Origin of the sequence: Idiomarina zobellii (assembly GCF_900100855.1) — a bacterium.
GTDB classification, from domain to species: domain Bacteria; phylum Pseudomonadota; class Gammaproteobacteria; order Enterobacterales; family Alteromonadaceae; genus Idiomarina; species Idiomarina zobellii.
In genome coordinates this window covers 64,489-79,301 of record NZ_FNCB01000005.1, presented here as the reverse complement: position 1 = coordinate 79,301, position 14,813 = coordinate 64,489, and the positions used below count along the sequence as shown (strand labels likewise).

The window sequence follows — 14,813 nt, the reverse complement described above, 5'->3', positions numbered from 1 at the left end:
CAAAACAAGGAGTAACGTTTTGATATTCGATCCTCAAGAAGGTTATGTCGATACTGGATTTCGCCGAACACACATGCCTCTCGTTTCGGTCTATGACCACGCATCAAAGGAAATGCTTCAAGTCCGGTTAAATGAAGCTTATAGAGCAGGCGTCGCAATAGAAGAGCTCAATGTGACGCCTATCACGAAGGAGCTTTTGGACGCCGTAAAACACTCACTTAATCCGTCAGACTGGGATGGTGATTGCGAACGAATAACGAATAACCAGCTTGAGTCCGTAACATGGTGGCACTTAATCGCAGCTACCCACGCGCCAGACCCTTTTGTTTACATTGCGTCGTTTACATATCAAGCGGCCCAGCTAGCGCCCGAAGAACCCGAGTCGGCTGAGCGCTTTTATCAATACCTGGCCCGAGTAGTAACCGTATATCTGAAGTCCCACGGATATTACATGCCCGACACTATTTATCCTTTATTCATCGAAGCGATTGCAAACACCTCTGCCACGCGAATAGATAAGATAATCAAAGGATTGCATACCCAGATTGGCATTGGCTCGTTGAAGAAATATCTCAACAGCTATGTCCAACTGAACGAGGGGCAACTAAATATTACGTCTAATAAACGCATTGCAGCGAACGATGCTTCCACTATTGCGGAACAACTCAACGTCACTGACGTAGACAAAGCACCGAAGAATAATCAAAACGAGGACGACTAAACAATACGATAACTAAGACTCCAAAGCTGATTCCATTTTAGAGTCAGCTTTACCCCTGCCTAACACCCTAAAATTCAAACACAAACCATTTGGAGACAGTTATGTGGATCCATACATTCACCCCTGCCCAATTGCAGGAAATTCACCACCGGCTGCACAGACACCAAGCATTGCCGGTAGACATGGATAAGCTTTCAGCAGTATGCGAAGAGGTAAACCAAAGAAGTCGATGCATTAGCCACGGACTATTCGAAGCCGACGCCATTCAGGTGGCGGTCGATTATGCCATCACCCTACGAAAATGTCGCTGGGTAGAGAACTACGAACAGTTAGTCGATACCGCTTTCGTAACGGCATTGACTTACCTTCGTTTAAGCAAGTATCCCATTGACTCGGATGACCCAGCACTATGGAGCCACTTTAAAGATACCTATAATAACGAGAGGCTTGAGTACGTGTTTTTTCTAGCCTTCACTCGGCAAAAAATCCTTTTGAACGCATTTTCTTGTAAGCGCTCTGTTCACGAGAGGCTACCGAGAACGGAGCTAGGGTTAGACAATCACCGATGGATGGCAATATTAAGGGGCGCTGTTGACGAGAGCTACGAGCGCTGTTGCCTTACTGCCCCTGGCTACGTTTGGGATGACTATGAGCATGAACTGCAAAAGCAGCGTGAACTTGATTATCAAAAACTAGTTGCGTTAAATCCGATACATTATTTTGATAGGTAGCCCTCAGCTTTTAGCCACAGATCTGAAGGCAACCCCCCCAAGGTATCAGCAATTTTCTTTACTGAAGTCACAGAGGGATTTGCATCGCCTCGCTCGACTTTAGAGATAAACGAGCGCGCCATCCCAGCGCTATTTGCCATATCTTCCTGTGACAGATCTATCTCTACTCTTCTCAACTTCACCGCTTTTCCAAATGCAGCCTTGATGTCCATTGACGTTCACACCGTTTGGGATTTGGTTAATCTTGACACCAAGACGAAGAACTAATAACGCTCTATAAACTACCTATTGACTCATATAGTAAACATTGAGATGCTTTTTAGGCTCACTAATCTAAAAAGGAGAAATAAAGTGTCACAAGTTAACTGTCCCGAATGTCGAGGTCGCGGTGAGATTCCTTGTCCGCTGGATTACGGTGGCGGCCCTCATCCCGATAGTTGCCCTACTTGTGGTGGCGATTCTCGTGTACGTATTGAATGCCCTTACTGTGATGGTGACGGCAAGGTTGAGGACTGATTAGTCTGCTCTGGTTGATTATAGGCGGGCACTGATTCCCGCCTACTCTTCAAAGGAATTAGTAATGAGTATTTGGGATACGATATATACCACAGGGAAAAAAATCCTTTCCGAGGCGGTAGATCAAACGTCAGAGGTCACACAGGCTCATAAGCGACTGAAAGGTAAAAGCGATAAAGAGCTACTCGATATCGCTAATAAATCAGCCTGGAAGCACGAGGGTAAAGACCAGATGGTGGCAAGAAGTATGTTACGCAAACGCGGGTATACTGACACTCAAATCAAACGATAACAGGAATAGTAGTTTCTGCTATCGCTGTTTGCTACTGCTGTCATACGAGCGGAAATAGGTCCGCTCAGTGTCAGGAGAGGACATTAACGCCCGGCACAGTGGCAAGCGTAAGCGAGTCCAGCCCCGAAGGGGCGATGCTGCTGCCGATTGTTAGCTTTTTGCTTGGGGAGATTGCCATTGTTCATAAATATCCTCTCTCCAGCGCCCTTTGTTTTTAATTTGAACTCGGCCACCGCTTCCAATTTTTTCACCAAGATCACCAAGTTCTGATGCATGTCTATTAGACCATCCATTCTGAGCAGCCCACGTGGTTATTTCATTTCCATTCAAGCTCTCGCCATGCTCACTCAAAATTTTGAACATTTCCTTCGCGGAATCTGAGTCGAGCGGATGAGCGAGTCCAGTTGATAAATTCACTCTTGTGGTAAGAGATTTAAGTGCTTCTTCTACGACTGGGGTCATATGTTCCTCGTACTTTGTTTTGTGATAAAAGCTAACGCCAAGTTAACCGGCAGCATAGGCTGTCCGAGCGAGGCACGAGCGTTGTTGAACTTTTTGTTAGGCCTTTTATTTCAACGGCCATATTTTTCTCGTTTTTAGAAAGCTATCATCCACAGTGTATGAATAGAAATATTCATCGATCCCAAAGAACCCTCCAATATTGTGTTGATAGCATGCTAAGCGACCTATTTCTCCCATTACGCTAGATAACCACCTAACGATTGTAAGTGCATGGTATCTTCCGAATTTCTGCACGATTTCAGTCTGCCCAGTTCGAATAGATGCGCTCTTAACATCATGCATTGATCTATCACTTTCATCGGTGTGCCGAACCATTGTGATGTGAGACATCATCGAATCAATTATCCCCGCATTAATTTCTATCCGTCTTTGTGCAGACTTTCCGTAATAGTGTTGTTGCAAGATGGTTTCCGCTACTTCTTCCCACCACTTTCTAATGGGTTCCTCACTAGATAGATTCGGGTTATCTAAAGATGCAAAATTGGCATAACGACCTCTACGGGCATCGGCAAATGCATCAAGGCATTCTAGAATTCTGTTGCTGATGAGCGAATTGGGGCGTGCATATCGGAGGCCAAGATTTCTATTGCTAGCAATTCTGTCGACGGCAGCTGCAAGATCGATAAGTTTGTGACCGAATTTGCGCACTTCTTTTTCTTCAGGCATTTTTCCATTATTTGCTATTGCGAAGTCAGCAACCAAGACAAGCTTTGCAAGCCTTTCTAAGCCAACAGATAGACCAAAGAATGCTGTGTAATATTCACCCCTTTGATCAGCATAATTTGCTCTCCCTAAAGCTGTGGCCCCTGAGCCAACGAGATGCCTTACTAATGCTGCCTCACGACCAAGTGAATGCCATTCAGGTATATCCCAAGGGTTCAAATCCATTCTTCCTTCTCGAATTCTTGATTGTCGTAACATTTGTATATTGTGCATGTGCACTCAGAAACTCGCCTAATTGATAGTTTTCTGTTCTTAACTTACTGATTGAGAATGCCTTCCCGATTTGAAAGGTCTCTATCTAGCAAAGGCAATTTGAGCAGGCGCAGTTACACTCTACCGAGCACACAATATCGAACCTTTATTTTTTGTTATGTCATTGACAGTAAACGACTTAAATACACAACACAACAACAAAACGCGCAATATTGCCGAAGTGAGTGTGACGTGCATCGCTAGCGACATCCACACATAAGAGCAACGGGACGTGTAGTCACTCGCTGAAATAGGCCGAAAGTCAGAAGATCCGCTGTCCACTCATAACAGACTGGCTGTTTAGCAGCGACAAGCGGACTAGGGTCCAAGCTATGAAGTTTTTCTAATGGTGATATTATATTTTGCACGGAAGGGCATTTATTCATATTGGAAAAGGACTTCAACATGCTAATTCTAAGCCGCAGGGCATCCGAAAAGCTAACTATAGGCAACGACGTAACCGTTACCGTTTGTAAGGTAAAAGATGGCGAGGTAAAACTTGGTATTGATGCGCCAGCAGACGTCGTTGTTATGCGTGACGACGCTGTCACGCAGGCACCTAAGACAAAAAATAAGCCCAAGGTTATTTCACCCTGAGCCTATCCCTTACAAGCCAAGTTCGAGCATTAGCTGGCGCTTATAGTTACCACCTAGCGGCAGTACTGTTTCGTCAGCCAACTCGACTTCCTGGTATCGACCGAGCTCTGATAAAAGCTTTCGCAGATGGTCACGCTTTACGATGTGGCTTCGATGAATGCGAATGAACCTATCATCCAGTATGTCTTCCATATCCGAAAGCGTTGCTCGATGCAGCACACGCTCGTTGCCAAAGTAGATCTTCACGTAATTACCGAACGCCTCTACACGTTCGATTGATGCAACAGAAATAAAGCGAACCTCACCCGGGCGCGTTTTAACAGCGATAATGTTTCGTCTCATGCTACCCATATCTACTCCCTCTCCATAACCAGATCTGCGTCGATGCTGTTACCACCAGCCATTCGTATCGATGTTCGGCCCTTTATCGAGTAGTCGTTGTAAATAGCGAATAGCAATGTAGTGCTGAGACCGATCGCTATAATTGCTGTGATCAGTGAGCCTGTAGATAGCGTTCCGATAATGCCAGAGCCCCACCCTAACGGATTCCAAAAGTTAGTAGCAAAGACACCTGCTGAGCCGACGGCTAAAGCAAAGGCACCCGATGATGCTGCCTTGACCGTTCTCACGTCATCAGCCAACGATGCGCTTTTTACGGCAATAGTTTTATCTTGCCTTTCGATTGCTCGCTCTAATTCTGATTTGGTGTGTACCACCGTTACGTTCGACATAAATATTCTCCTAATTGACAGTTAATTAACTGCAGCCGTAACTGCCATTAGGTGATATAGGTTTGATTAATTTTTCTTTGCACCTGAACGTAGGCGAACGCCTACGAGCACTCAACCCAGGGGGCTCCAAAGGCGAAGGCTTTATAAGGGCCTTTATCACAAGGCTAGACAAAAAATTTAGCAGAAAGGACCCGAAGGTCCTTAAAGCTCTAGTTCAGCAAAGTCGCGATCCACATCTTCTTGGGTAATGCCGATGTATCTCAATGTCACAGCCTCAGAGCTATGACGCAGCATCTTCATTACTCTAGCGATATCTTTCGTGTTTTTATAAAGGTGATAACCTCGGGTCTTTCGCATTGAGTGTGTACCTAAGTCAACACCCACTTCTTCACCAATAGCCGCAAAAGCCCTCGACACATATCGACGACTCAATGGTTTAGCCGACACAGTTTTGGACCATTGATTTCGGTAAGACTGAAAAAGATAAACGTGCTCTGGGTGCTCATCTTTTATTCGTGTGATGATTGACCGTGCCTTGTCGTTGAGTTTTATAGTCGCTTGCTTTGACGTTTTGCCTTCAACTAGGGCGAGACGCTCATCGTTAATGTTTTCAAACTTAATAGATAGTAGGTCTGATATCCGCAAAGCAAGATTAAGGCCTACATCCCAAACATCAGCAATCTGCTGACCATAGGTTCGTTTAAGGAGGTAGCTAATCAGCTTAACGGTGTCCAGATCTTTAACCGCTTGTACTTCGGCCATGATCGAGTTCCTTTTTTGCTGTAAAACGTGATTTTGAGTACTTAAGAGGGTATAAAGGGGGAAATAGCCCGTTTTTAGTGGGTTTGCTTGTTCCCGTTATTGTATTTTGGGAACTTCAACTATTCTTGCCCTCAGATGCTGTTTCATTATGTAGACTTAAAATTCAATGGGATATAACGGTAAACCGCACCTGGCTTGCCTTCGTCAGTCGGTTTTAAAGCAACAGTCGTAAATGACCCATACGAATTTCATACATTTTAAGCTTCCAAGGCCGAGCTTCTATTGTTACAATGGAAGTATGAGCTTAATTTAGGAAAAACACGATGAAAACTAAGATGCTAGTCTCTGAAACTCGAGGTTATAAAGTTAGCAAAGTATCCGACGCAAAACTCATAGCTGAAAATTATTTATCAAATATCGATGAGTTGAGCTCAGAGGATGTTGAGTTCGGTCTTCCTGAAATCGATGACAGATTTCATATTTGGCGCGTACCAGTCAAAACTTTAGGGGAGCGCATTGGTGAGGTTGTGATTAATGCAAAAGTGGCAACAATTGATGAGGAAAGAACAACAAAGCCAAAGCTGCTATTGACTCGGCAAAAGAATGCTAAAAACAAACCGAAGAAAACCAGGAGTAAAACACCAGACCCCGTATTATCGCCTTTACAGAACTCAATCATAAAAGGAGACGCACGGGAGCAACTAAAGAACTTGCCTGAACAATCGGTAAATTTGGTCTTTACCTCTCCACCATACTACAATGCCAAGCCGGAGTACTCAGAGTACTCAACATATGAAGAATATTTAGAGCTAATGAGGCAGGTGATTCGCGAGTCCGCTCGATGTCTCTCGGAAGGCCGCTTCTTTGTAATGAACGTTTCTCCGGTTTTGCTCCGACGCGCCTCTCGGAGTGAGTCGAGTAAACGTATCGCCGTTCCCTTCGATATGCATAGGTTATTTATTGAGGAGGGTTTTGAGTTTGTAGATGACATCCATTGGGTAAAACCAGAGGGAGCTGGCTGGTCATTTGGAAGAGGGCGCCGTTTTGCCGCAGATAGGAACCCTCTTCAATATAAACCAGTACCAATTACTGAGTACATTTTGGTTTATCGAAAAAAGACAAAAAATTTAATTGACTGGAATATTAGAAAACACCCCGACCAAGCCGCTGTTCTTGAGTCTAAAGTGGATGACGACTACGAGAAAACAAACATTTGGAGGATTAACCCGTCTCGCTCAAAAGTACACCCTGCAACTTTTCCTCTCGAGCTAGCAGAGAAAGTTATAAAATACTATTCATTTCAGGGCGATGTAGTATTAGATCCCTTCGGAGGAATTGGTACAACAGCTCGCGCCGCTCTCAATTTGAGACGGCGATTTGTTATGTGCGAAATTAGTGATAAATACGTGGAACATATGAAAGAGTATTTTGCCTCTTTGAAGTTGCCGGAGGCCAGTAGAATTGAGTTGGTGAATACTGAAGAAACAACTAGTATGAATCAAGCCTTTGACATTTAATAGCTCCCCTTGCAATACTCCAGTTATCATAAAAGAACATTACTTGGAGTATTGCTTTGACAAAAGGAACTTTAGAGCCGCACGACATTCCCAGCACACTGGCTGACTTGTCAACAATCACTAAACAGCAAATTATAGGGGTAATAGGCCAGGAGCCGTTTAAAGAGGCCATTAGAGCAGTTTTACTTGGTGAGAATATCCGTGACTTCACTGAAGGACGAACGAGGACTCGCCTCAACAAAGCATATGTTCAAACCATCAAGCTCTATATCGAACTTGCTGCAAAAGGGTTATCCGCAGATGAAATAATCACTGCAGCAGCAGAAGCAGCGAAAAAACAATTTGAGGTCAAACCGAAGACGTTTACAGATAAGCAAACCGTAGTATTGCGTTGGCTATACGGAATGAATGGCAAGCTCTCCCAGAATGCTTTAAGAGACGATGTTGGCAACGCCACCAGTTCATATCTCGAAGAGTACAAAAGAATAAATGAGGACCTTTCGAAGGAATTAGGAGACATTAATACGACCATCACATACGTTGGTGAAGATAAAGCTAAATACCAAGTCGACTTTAGCACGGAGCACTTTTTAGCGTTAATGAACACCATTGGCGCAGCAACTTTAACTATTCGAGGCTCTGAAAAGTCAGTTAATGGTAAGGCTTTTGAAAAGTTGATACTTGGCAGCTTATTCCAAATAATGGGATTTGAATTAACTAGCTCTGATTCTGATATCAAAGACTCCCCTTCATTCTGGCTATCCTCTCAAGATGAGGGAGAACGAGAATCCGACGCAACGTTAGTATACAAAGATAAAGGCGTCAGGGTTGATATAGGATTTATCGGCAGGGGGAATACTGAAATTTCACTGGATAAGGTCTCGCGCTATAGCCGCAAAATGGAAATTGATGGCGGGACCGTTGATATGAGCACATTTATAATTGTCGACAGAATCGGTGAGCGAAGTAACATTGAGCAAAAAGCTGAGGCTATCGACGGTAAAATCTTTAAAATGTCATCACCCACATGGGTAACCGAAGTTGCCAACATGCTGCGCGCCATATTTGGAGAAGATACAATCACTTTTCCAGAGGGAATGAATCAAGATGAGTCAAAAGCTCATATTCACAAGAGCTTAGAAAAGATCGATTTGGAACGGCTGTTAAAATAATCGAAAAGATCTAAAGTCTCTAGCTAGGCAAAAATATGCCTAGCTATACTCTAAATTAGTATCGATTCTAAATGTTTCGACAAGTCCGATAGTGCTTGCTTCCGCTCACCAAAATAGTCATGTCTATCATAGATGCCTTCAACTCCTTTGAGTTTATGGTTGAGGCACCGTTCAGCAACGTGCCCAGGCACTCCAATACTAGCCAAGAGTGTTCGGCATGTCCTGCGTAAATCATGCACTCTGAAGTACTCCATATCGCCCATCAGATTAGGAGGATTGGTATTTTTGCCTGGCTCATAACCAAACATCTTTCCAATCGCACGATTAAGAGTGTCAGGCCCCATATGTGGCCGTTTAGCCTGTCTTCTGCTTGGCAAAACGTATTCAGAGCCTGCCGAGCGCGTCTTAAGCTCTGTAAACATTTCTAAGGCCAGATCTGGTAAGGGAATGGTTAGACCTACCCCCGACTTACTTCTCTCTTTAGGTAGCTCCCAGACCGCCTTATCCAGATCAAATTCATTCCACCTAGCTTCACATAACTCGGACTTACGAACTCCCAACAAGACCAACAAAGCACACGCCAAGTAATTGTCGCGGGTAAAGATGTGCTGATTCTCGCGGAAGGTCTTAAAAGCTAACCTAACTTCCTCTAGCGTCAATGCTCTATCTCGGCTCTTCTCGATTCCTCCGGCGTCTGTCACTTGGAATGCACTCGCTGGATTAGCTCCTAACACATCGATCTTGATGCCGTGGTTGAATAGTTGCTTACAGTACAAGAGTGCATCGTTTGAGATAGTCGGACGCCCAGAGTCATTGATTGTCTTAATTACTCGGCGGATATCACGGGCAGTAACTTGGTCAACGTTTAGTGCTCCAATATGAGGTGAGATATCCTTTTTATAGACCCTCTCGGGAATTTTCCAATGCTTCAAGCGGCTTTTATTTTCTTCGTGCCAATCCTTGAACAGGTCATTAACCGTTTTAATTTCCTCTTCTTCAGCACGTTTCTTTAGAGCGATCGGATTTTGACCCTCTCTAACCTGCCGCTTCTTAAGAGCAGCTTCCAGTCTGGCCTCAGCAGCCGATAAGTCAGGGTAACGACCAAGCGTCATCTCATGACGCTTTTTATTGTAAGTGAACCGAAGCATCCAGTATGGCTTTCCTGGCGCCTCTACTTTGCCACTTCCATCTTCATTCTTTCTCACCGACTTCGGAACAACAAAATATAAGCCATCACCATCGTGGTGACGCCCAATCTTCTTCTTAGCTAGCGCCTTTAGCTGCGTATCTTTGAAATTACCCATTGTGCTAATTCCTCAAGGAAATTTTTAGTTACCCACCACTTAAAGTTATTAGGATACTAGCACACCCACCACATTACCCACCAATTAAAACTGATTCAGGACGAAAAATAACGAACTATAACGAAAAACCACTCAGCCAAAACCCTTACATATAAAGGCTTTATGAATGAAAATGAAATAAGGCGAATATCATTCGATATTCTGGATCTGCTCCCTCATCTGCTCTATCAAGACCTTTAGCTCCACTGCGGCGGCGGTGATATCGGCGTTAATAGACTTAGAGGCCAGGGTGTTTGCTTCGCGGTTGAACTCTTGCATCATAAAGTCCAGACGCCGTCCGCAAGGGCCACCTTTTTTCAGTATTTTTCGGGCTTCTTCTACGTGGGCATCCAGTCGGTCTAGCTCTTCGGCAACGTCGACTTTTTGCGCCAGCATAATCATTTCCTGCTCAACGCGTTGCGGGTCAAGTTCAATTTTAGCTTCTTCGAAGCGGGTTAGTAAGCGCTCACGTTGCCACTGGAGCACTTCTGGCATACGTTCGCGAACAAAGGCGACTTGTTTGCTAACACCATCCAGACGCTCTTGCAGCATTTTATCAATAGCCGAGCCTTCGCTTTTACGATTTTCTATGAACTCTGCAATAGTCGCATCAAGGGCTTTTAACACTTCTTTTTGCAAAGCGTCGGTGTCTTGCTCGTCCGCGTTCACCACACCCGGCCATTTCAATACATCAATTGGGTTTAACTGGCCTGCTGCTGAGTGCTGACTGACCCACTTAGCGCTGGCAATAACGCTTTTCGCAAGCTCTTCATTGATAGACAACTCGCTTTGACGCGTTTCATCCATATGCACATATAACTTGCATTCAACCTTGCCGCGCTGCAAATTTTTCCGAAATTTATCGCGCAGTGCGTTTTCCAGCGAACGAAAGTTTTCCGGCAAACGAAAGAAGGTTTCTAAATACCGCTGGTTTACCGAGCGGACTTCCCATGTTGCGGTGCCCCAGTCGGCTTTTTGTTCGTGGCGAGCGTAGCCCGTCATACTTTGAATCATTATATTTCCTTATTTTTTCGCATGCTTTTCGCGGTTTTTCTGTTTCTGTTCGGCGTTTTTCTTCATCATAATATACACGGCCCCACGGCCGCCGTGTGCCCGTTGCGCGCTATGAAACGCCAGTACCGGCGGCAATTCTCGCAGCCATTTATTCACATAGCTTTTTATCAGCGCCGGGTGTGGTTTCGAATGCTTACCCATGCCGTGAATCACCAAAGCCGTTCGTACACCAGCAGCATGACAGTCCTGCACAAAATTAAACAATGCAGTGCGCGCCTCCACTAACGAGTGATGATGCAAGTTCAGGCTCGCTTCCATAGTGTAGCGGCCTTGCTTCAAGCGCTTAAACACACCGGCTTGCACCCCGTCGCGGTGAAACTCGATAGCTTCATCCGGCTCCACTAAATCGACATACTCGGTCGACAGAAAGTTAGCATTTTCCTCTTCTTCAGCTTCTGCTGCCCGACGCCGCTCTTTTTGCGCCAATGTTGGCTCAAAAGCCTGCTTAATGTCAGCGACTTCCTCACCGGCTAACGGCGTTACGTCCGTCATTTCCTGACGAAACAGCTCAAATTCTTCATCACCTGAACGCGACATACCGCCTCCCGTCCATTTATTTTGCTACGTCTAGTGTAATACGTTGTCGACGGAATCGCGATCCATTAATCGTGCAATTCTGCTACAATTGCGTTCAATTTCTTACACAGCGACATTCACTCAAAAAGGAGATGACATGCGTCCAAGTGGCCGTACGGCACAACAAATTCGACCGGTAACCATTACCCGCAACTTCACTAAACACGCTGAAGGCTCAGTATTAATTGAGTTTGGTGAAACCAAAGTTCTTTGCAACGCCTCTGTTGAGAAAGGCGTTCCCCGCTTTTTAAAAGGCAAAGGTCAGGGTTGGGTCACAGCCGAGTACAGCATGTTACCGCGTGCCACACATACCCGCTCTCAGCGTGAAGCATCGCGTGGTAAGCAAGGTGGACGCACTTTGGAAATCCAACGTCTTATTGGCCGCTCATTGCGAACTTGCGTCGACTTAGCGGCGCTGGGCGAGAATACGATTACGGTCGACTGTGACGTTATTCAGGCTGACGGTGGTACACGCACGGCCTCTATCACCGGCGCTTGTGTTGCCTTAGTTGACGCTCTGAACTGGATGCGTGCGCAAGGCATGGTTAAGGTGAACCCACTCAAAGAAATGGTTGCGGCTATTTCGGTGGGCATTTTAGATGGCGACCCGGTCAGCGACTTAGAATACGTTGAAGACTCAAAAGCCGACACCGACATGAATATTGTTATGACTGAAGCCGGCAAATTCATCGAAATTCAGGGCACTGCAGAAGGCGAAGCCTTCAGTTTCGACGAAATGAACAGTCTGGTCGATATGGCGCGCCATAGCATCCGCGAGCTTATCGATATTCAGAAAAAAGCTTTAGCCTAGTGTCAGTAATAGTTCAGGAAGTTAACGAATGAAAGCGTATCAAAAAGAGTTTATTGAATTTGCGATTGAGCGTGGTGTTCTTAAGTTTGGCGAATTTACATTAAAGTCGGGTCGCACCAGCCCTTACTTTTTTAACGCCGGGCTTTTTAATAAAGGTTCCGACTTGGCTCGCTTAGGTCGCTTTTACGCAGAGGCTCTGGTCGACTCAGGTATCGACTTTGACGTTTTATTTGGCCCAGCTTATAAGGGCATTCCTATTGCCACGGCAACTGCTGTTGCGCTTTACGATCAACACAACCAAGACACACCTTACTGCTTTAACCGTAAGGAAAAGAAAGATCACGGTGAAGGCGGTAACTTGGTGGGCTCTGCACTGGAAGGCAAAGTAATGCTGGTTGACGACGTTATTACCGCTGGCACAGCTATTCGCGAGGCAATGGACATTGTTCAAGCCAATGGCGCTGAGCTATCGGGTGTATTGATTGCGTTGGACCGTCAGGAAAAAGGCAAAGGCGAGCTTTCGGCTATTCAGGAAGTTGAACGCGACTTTGGTGCAAAAGTGGTTAGCATTGTCAGCCTGAACGATGTCATCACCTTTTTGAAAGATGACGACACCTTTAAAGAATATCTTCCCAAAGTTGAAGCTTATCGCGCCGAGTTCGGCGTCGCTTAGAGCTTCTCTTCAGGCTGGTAGGCGATGCCGATGCTACCGTTCACTATCTGGCATTCTCCGCCTGCAGCCTGAACACGGCTCGACTCACTTTTTTGCGCAACCAGTCGGTAACTCTTATTTAATAAGCTGACTTGGTTGCGCTCTCCACACAGAATACGCATAGAATCGATTAAGCCCCGATCTGTCAGAAAGTTTGTCGTTGGAGCGGTTTGCACAACGTCGTCACTTTCTGCAAATTCAGCCGTTTGCAGACCAAAGGGTGAAATCACACCCGAAGCGCCAGCCACTAGGTAATGAAAGGTTCCTGCCACTGCGCTGTCGGTTGACTGAGCATTTTCAACAAAGAACACACCGCGCTCACCATGAATCTCAAACGCACCTGATTCTAAATTCACGGTCATTGAGGTTTCTTCATCAACGCCTAATGACAGTGGCGTTGATGTTTCAGCGGCCAGCCTTAGCAAACGACCGTGACGACCGTTACCCGACATTGCCCAGTCAACGGTCGCAAAATGGAACAGGCTCATACCACCTAATGGATGATACGTCAGTGTATCCGGCCCGGTATTAGGTGGGCAGGTCGTGTCTAAGTCACAACCATGCAGTGGCGGATCAGAGGCAAGGGCACCTGACTTAATAGCTTCAGCAGTTGTTCCGTTAGATACCATAGGCTTGGACGTCATTACTGCTGCACCAGCGCCGACACCACCAATGACCAGCTCTTTTTGCTGAACTAAAGTGACAATTTGCTTCAGTTCATCCGATATTTGGTTGTTGCTTTTTACAAATGTCGAACGCGTATAATTGGCGTTGCCATCGTTAATAAATACCGCATCCGCTTCTGCCAACATGTCCTTAGTTGCTGCTGGATTTTTACAAAACTCGACTTGTTTTTCGTAGTCCTCGCGGTAAATGCGATCGCGCTCGTAAGCGCCCTGACTCTCTTTTTGTATCTCTGCTAATTCTTCACAGCGGCCTTCACGGCGTGCTTTTATAACCGCAGAGTCAAGCGGCAGCCATTTCGCTGTGGCGCCGAGTTGCTCGAATACGCTGGTGTAAAAGTCAATTTCTGCATAAGGGTCACGCGACGACGACGTTAAAAAGTAAATAGTGGGCTGCTCATCATCTGAAACAGTTTCAGCCATACCCACAAACTGACGGTAAATAGCACGCGATTCGCCAGACAAGTTATCCTCTAAATTCACCATCTCGGCCATATTGTCCGGCACCGGCATTTCAAGTAAGTCAATAATGCGATTCCACTCAGCATCCGACAAACTGTTATACAGCTGCTGGGTGGCGCGACGCGTAAACTCTCTTAAGAACACACGCTCCGGGACAATATCTTCCTTAATACGATCATGAATCAGTGCTAATGCATCAATAACTTCTTTTCGGGTTTCTTCGCGGTAAGTTGGCCAAACCGACTCTGCCGTTGCTTTCGAACGAAATTTCTTAGAAATATTCAGGTAACGGTCTGTGCGCATGGTGTCTCTGTCTATCCAGTCGGCGTCATCGCATTTATCCGATGCCATACTCGAACACACAGACATACCACCGCCCGCCAGCATTACATGACGGTAGCTATCTTCGTTAGCATGTGCGGTACTAAAAGCTAACGAAAACACAGTACCTAAAAACAACAACGATTTGACCATAAAAAACTCCGATAGGATAACAACGTCTGGAACGCTAGAGATTCTGACTGTGTGTGTCAACAAACGTTCGTAAATACTCCATTTATTATAGTTAGTATTCGCTGTTATACTAGGTCGCTGTTGTTCGCGTTCAGGTTATTTT

The 14,813-nt window shown here is 45.5% G+C and carries 19 protein-coding genes; 9 read left to right on the top strand and 10 right to left on the bottom strand.

Going from position 1 to position 14,813, the window contains the following annotated elements; all coding sequences use genetic code 11:
- Positions 1–73 precede the first annotated feature (73 nt).
- Both BLT32_RS06615 and BLT32_RS06610 read left to right on the top strand, forming a co-directional pair.
- Positions 74–721: a hypothetical protein gene (locus BLT32_RS06615; protein ID WP_143020944.1), complete on the top strand. Its 648-nt coding sequence runs from the start codon at positions 74–76 to the stop codon at positions 719–721.
- A 101-nt stretch (positions 722–822) separates the two neighbouring features.
- A complete protein-coding gene (locus tag BLT32_RS06610; protein ID WP_053953344.1) occupies positions 823–1,452 on the top strand; it encodes a hypothetical protein in 630 nt (209 codons plus the stop codon).
- On the opposite strand, the gene BLT32_RS06605 is transcribed toward BLT32_RS06610, so the two are convergent.
- Positions 1,437–1,664, bottom strand: a complete 228-nt coding sequence (locus tag BLT32_RS06605; RefSeq protein ID WP_053953345.1) for a helix-turn-helix domain-containing protein — start codon at positions 1,662–1,664, stop codon at positions 1,437–1,439. The genes BLT32_RS06610 and BLT32_RS06605 overlap by 16 nt on opposite strands.
- A gap of 139 nt (positions 1,665–1,803) precedes the next feature.
- Here BLT32_RS06605 and BLT32_RS12915 point away from each other — a divergent pair, with 139 nt between their 5' ends.
- Positions 1,804–1,968: a hypothetical protein gene (locus BLT32_RS12915; protein WP_161802657.1), complete on the top strand. Its 165-nt coding sequence runs from the start codon at positions 1,804–1,806 to the stop codon at positions 1,966–1,968.
- 64 nt (positions 1,969–2,032) lie between these two features.
- Positions 2,033–2,260: a hypothetical protein gene (locus BLT32_RS06600; RefSeq protein ID WP_053953346.1), complete on the top strand. Its 228-nt coding sequence runs from the start codon at positions 2,033–2,035 to the stop codon at positions 2,258–2,260.
- A 150-nt stretch (positions 2,261–2,410) separates the two neighbouring features.
- Here the strand turns inward: BLT32_RS06600 and BLT32_RS06595 are convergent, their stop codons facing one another.
- The gene (locus BLT32_RS06595) at positions 2,411–2,722 is read right to left on the bottom strand and encodes a DUF1889 family protein (protein WP_053953347.1); all 312 of its coding nucleotides are present in this window, start codon (positions 2,720–2,722) and stop codon (positions 2,411–2,413) included.
- A 105-nt stretch (positions 2,723–2,827) separates the two neighbouring features.
- On the bottom strand, positions 2,828–3,670 hold the full coding sequence (locus tag BLT32_RS06590; RefSeq protein ID WP_053953348.1) for a hypothetical protein: 843 nt from the start codon (positions 3,668–3,670) through the stop codon (positions 2,828–2,830).
- Positions 3,671–4,162: 492 nt separating this feature from the next.
- Between BLT32_RS06590 and BLT32_RS06585 the strand changes: the two genes are divergently transcribed.
- Positions 4,163–4,354 (top strand): carbon storage regulator, encoded by a 192-nt coding sequence (locus tag BLT32_RS06585; RefSeq protein WP_053953349.1) that lies wholly within the window; start codon positions 4,163–4,165, stop codon positions 4,352–4,354.
- 9 nt (positions 4,355–4,363) lie between these two features.
- Here BLT32_RS06585 and BLT32_RS06580 read toward each other — a convergent pair whose 3' ends face one another.
- From BLT32_RS06580 to BLT32_RS06570, 3 genes are all read right to left on the bottom strand, one after another.
- Complete coding sequence (locus tag BLT32_RS06580) at positions 4,364–4,705, bottom strand: LytR/AlgR family response regulator transcription factor (protein ID WP_074668921.1); 342 nt, start codon at positions 4,703–4,705, stop codon at positions 4,364–4,366.
- Between the two features lie 2 nt (positions 4,706–4,707).
- Positions 4,708–5,085: a hypothetical protein gene (locus BLT32_RS06575; protein ID WP_053953350.1), complete on the bottom strand. Its 378-nt coding sequence runs from the start codon at positions 5,083–5,085 to the stop codon at positions 4,708–4,710.
- A gap of 201 nt (positions 5,086–5,286) precedes the next feature.
- Positions 5,287–5,847: a tyrosine-type recombinase/integrase gene (locus BLT32_RS06570; RefSeq protein ID WP_053953351.1), complete on the bottom strand. Its 561-nt coding sequence runs from the start codon at positions 5,845–5,847 to the stop codon at positions 5,287–5,289.
- 323 nt (positions 5,848–6,170) lie between these two features.
- Here BLT32_RS06570 and BLT32_RS06565 point away from each other — a divergent pair, with 323 nt between their 5' ends.
- Together BLT32_RS06565 and BLT32_RS06560 are read left to right on the top strand one after the other, a co-directional pair.
- Positions 6,171–7,364 (top strand): DNA-methyltransferase, encoded by a 1,194-nt coding sequence (locus BLT32_RS06565; protein ID WP_053953352.1) that lies wholly within the window; start codon positions 6,171–6,173, stop codon positions 7,362–7,364.
- Positions 7,365–7,420: 56 nt separating this feature from the next.
- Positions 7,421–8,536 carry a CfrBI family restriction endonuclease gene (locus tag BLT32_RS06560; RefSeq protein ID WP_053953353.1) on the top strand — a complete coding sequence of 372 codons (1,116 nt, stop codon included), beginning with the start codon at positions 7,421–7,423 and terminating at the stop codon, positions 8,534–8,536.
- Positions 8,537–8,586: 50 nt separating this feature from the next.
- On the opposite strand, the gene BLT32_RS06555 is transcribed toward BLT32_RS06560, so the two are convergent.
- The 3 genes from BLT32_RS06555 to smrA form a co-directional block, all read right to left on the bottom strand.
- Entirely contained in the window at positions 8,587–9,840 is a 1,254-nt protein-coding gene (locus BLT32_RS06555) for a tyrosine-type recombinase/integrase (RefSeq protein ID WP_053953354.1), read from the bottom strand.
- A 189-nt stretch (positions 9,841–10,029) separates the two neighbouring features.
- Entirely contained in the window at positions 10,030–10,893 is an 864-nt protein-coding gene (locus BLT32_RS06550) for a YicC/YloC family endoribonuclease (RefSeq protein ID WP_053953355.1), read from the bottom strand.
- A 9-nt stretch (positions 10,894–10,902) separates the two neighbouring features.
- Complete coding sequence (gene smrA / locus BLT32_RS06545) at positions 10,903–11,490, bottom strand: DNA endonuclease SmrA (RefSeq protein ID WP_053953356.1); 588 nt, start codon at positions 11,488–11,490, stop codon at positions 10,903–10,905.
- A 136-nt stretch (positions 11,491–11,626) separates the two neighbouring features.
- On the opposite strand from smrA, the gene rph reads away from it, so the two are divergent.
- Together rph and pyrE are read left to right on the top strand one after the other, a co-directional pair.
- A complete protein-coding gene (gene rph, locus BLT32_RS06540) occupies positions 11,627–12,340 on the top strand; it encodes a ribonuclease PH (RefSeq protein ID WP_053953357.1) in 714 nt (237 codons plus the stop codon).
- A gap of 28 nt (positions 12,341–12,368) precedes the next feature.
- Positions 12,369–13,013 carry an orotate phosphoribosyltransferase gene (pyrE, locus tag BLT32_RS06535; RefSeq protein WP_053953358.1) on the top strand — a complete coding sequence of 215 codons (645 nt, stop codon included), beginning with the start codon at positions 12,369–12,371 and terminating at the stop codon, positions 13,011–13,013.
- Here pyrE and BLT32_RS06530 read toward each other — a convergent pair.
- A complete protein-coding gene (locus BLT32_RS06530) occupies positions 13,010–14,671 on the bottom strand; it encodes a cyanophycinase (protein WP_053953359.1) in 1,662 nt (553 codons plus the stop codon). The two genes, pyrE and BLT32_RS06530, sit on opposite strands and share 4 nt — an antisense overlap.
- Positions 14,672–14,813 lie beyond the last annotated feature (142 nt).

What these genes read in the sequence shown, in the direction of transcription:
- BLT32_RS06615 (WP_143020944.1), top strand. Translation starts at nt 74, where the DNA reads ATGCCTCTCGTTTCGGTCTATGACCACGCATCAAAGGAAATGCTTCAA.
- BLT32_RS06610 (WP_053953344.1), top strand. Translation starts at nt 823, where the DNA reads ATGTGGATCCATACATTCACCCCTGCCCAATTGCAGGAAATTCACCAC.
- BLT32_RS06605 (WP_053953345.1), bottom strand. Translation starts at nt 1,664, where the DNA reads ATGGACATCAAGGCTGCATTTGGAAAAGCGGTGAAGTTGAGAAGAGTA.
- BLT32_RS06600 (WP_053953346.1), top strand. Translation starts at nt 2,033, where the DNA reads ATGAGTATTTGGGATACGATATATACCACAGGGAAAAAAATCCTTTCC.
- BLT32_RS06595 (WP_053953347.1), bottom strand. Translation starts at nt 2,722, where the DNA reads ATGACCCCAGTCGTAGAAGAAGCACTTAAATCTCTTACCACAAGAGTG.
- BLT32_RS06590 (WP_053953348.1), bottom strand. Translation starts at nt 3,670, where the DNA reads ATGGATTTGAACCCTTGGGATATACCTGAATGGCATTCACTTGGTCGT.
- BLT32_RS06585 (WP_053953349.1), top strand. Translation starts at nt 4,163, where the DNA reads ATGCTAATTCTAAGCCGCAGGGCATCCGAAAAGCTAACTATAGGCAAC.
- BLT32_RS06580 (WP_074668921.1), bottom strand. Translation starts at nt 4,705, where the DNA reads ATGGGTAGCATGAGACGAAACATTATCGCTGTTAAAACGCGCCCGGGT.
- BLT32_RS06575 (WP_053953350.1), bottom strand. Translation starts at nt 5,085, where the DNA reads ATGTCGAACGTAACGGTGGTACACACCAAATCAGAATTAGAGCGAGCA.
- BLT32_RS06570 (WP_053953351.1), bottom strand. Translation starts at nt 5,847, where the DNA reads ATGGCCGAAGTACAAGCGGTTAAAGATCTGGACACCGTTAAGCTGATT.
- BLT32_RS06565 (WP_053953352.1), top strand. Translation starts at nt 6,171, where the DNA reads ATGAAAACTAAGATGCTAGTCTCTGAAACTCGAGGTTATAAAGTTAGC.
- BLT32_RS06555 (WP_053953354.1), bottom strand. Translation starts at nt 9,840, where the DNA reads ATGGGTAATTTCAAAGATACGCAGCTAAAGGCGCTAGCTAAGAAGAAG.
- BLT32_RS06550 (WP_053953355.1), bottom strand. Translation starts at nt 10,893, where the DNA reads ATGATTCAAAGTATGACGGGCTACGCTCGCCACGAACAAAAAGCCGAC.
- smrA (WP_053953356.1), bottom strand. Translation starts at nt 11,490, where the DNA reads ATGTCGCGTTCAGGTGATGAAGAATTTGAGCTGTTTCGTCAGGAAATG.
- rph (WP_053953357.1), top strand. Translation starts at nt 11,627, where the DNA reads ATGCGTCCAAGTGGCCGTACGGCACAACAAATTCGACCGGTAACCATT.
- pyrE (WP_053953358.1), top strand. Translation starts at nt 12,369, where the DNA reads ATGAAAGCGTATCAAAAAGAGTTTATTGAATTTGCGATTGAGCGTGGT.
- BLT32_RS06530 (WP_053953359.1), bottom strand. Translation starts at nt 14,671, where the DNA reads ATGGTCAAATCGTTGTTGTTTTTAGGTACTGTGTTTTCGTTAGCTTTT.